This is a genomic window from Priestia sp. BR_2, from assembly GCF_041954005.1.
In the GTDB taxonomy this organism is placed as follows: domain Bacteria; phylum Bacillota; class Bacilli; order Paenibacillales; family Paenibacillaceae; genus Paenibacillus_AQ; species Paenibacillus_AQ lautus_A.
Genome location: NZ_JAVFHM010000346.1, coordinates 1 through 970 on the forward strand (window position 1 = coordinate 1; position 970 = coordinate 970).

Below are 970 nucleotides of genomic sequence, written 5' to 3' on the forward strand. Positions count from 1 at the left end.
CAGGTGAATGCAGCAAAAGGCGATTTACGTACAAAGTTGCCCTCTGCTTTAGTGACCCCAGGACACTGGAAAAAAGGAGATCAAGGACTAGCCAACTAGTTCTTGATCTCCTTTTCGTTCCTAGAACTGGTTTTATGAAAACTAAAAAATACAAATCAGTGGGCCATATTACACGAATCTTTAGATAAGGTAGGAAGACATTTTTAAGAATGTTTTCCTACCTTATCTAGTGAAAATTATTGTATATACTAGAAGAGGCCGAAATTTGAAAGCTCATATTCTCTTAATTACAAGCCATGAGTTCTATCCATAAAGTTCATTAACTTAAATTTTTGGCAATGTATGACTAAGTTCTTTACCAATAAGATTGGCTGAAACTGGTTTCTTTCCTATTTCCCTAGCCCATACCGATAATTGTCCAATATGGTGTATCTCGTGAGCAATCATATGACGCATAACTTCTCCCCAAGTATCAGTTGCTATACTTCCGTCTGGTTGTGGGTCATAAAGAATATTATTTTCCTTTTCTGCATTCCAACCCCTAACAAACTCTCTTACCTCAAACTGAAAGTGTGTATCTAGCTGGCGAACTTTTTCTAAGCTTTGATATTCCTCAAAACTCTCCTGAAAATCATCCTTTCCCTGAAGAACGCGAACCCAACTCCACTCTACATCAACAATGTGAAAGAGCGTATGTAATATTCCTCCTACTCCTCCTGTTCGTTTCTGAAGCAATTCCTCTAGTGGAATATTCTCACACCATTTATACCACTCTTCTCTAACCAACCAGTTATAATGAAACATAGTTTGCAAACTAATTCCTCCGTTTACTGTATTTTTCACTTTGTCTCTTTTTTAATGGGGTTATTAATTAGTTCGACAAATATTTATAGATACCTATCTCATTGGAATAGGACAAAGTAATACATAGGGTCGTATAGGTTGTTTTATTCCTAGAAAACTATAATAT

1 protein-coding gene is annotated in these 970 nt (G+C 36.1%); it reads right to left on the reverse strand.

Going from position 1 to position 970, the window contains the following annotated elements:
• Positions 1-324: 324 nt before the first annotated feature.
• Positions 325-813, reverse strand: coding sequence for a DinB family protein (locus tag RB298_RS31050; protein WP_328236241.1), 489 nt, complete (start codon positions 811-813; stop codon positions 325-327).
• Between the last annotated feature and the right edge of the window lie 157 nt (positions 814-970).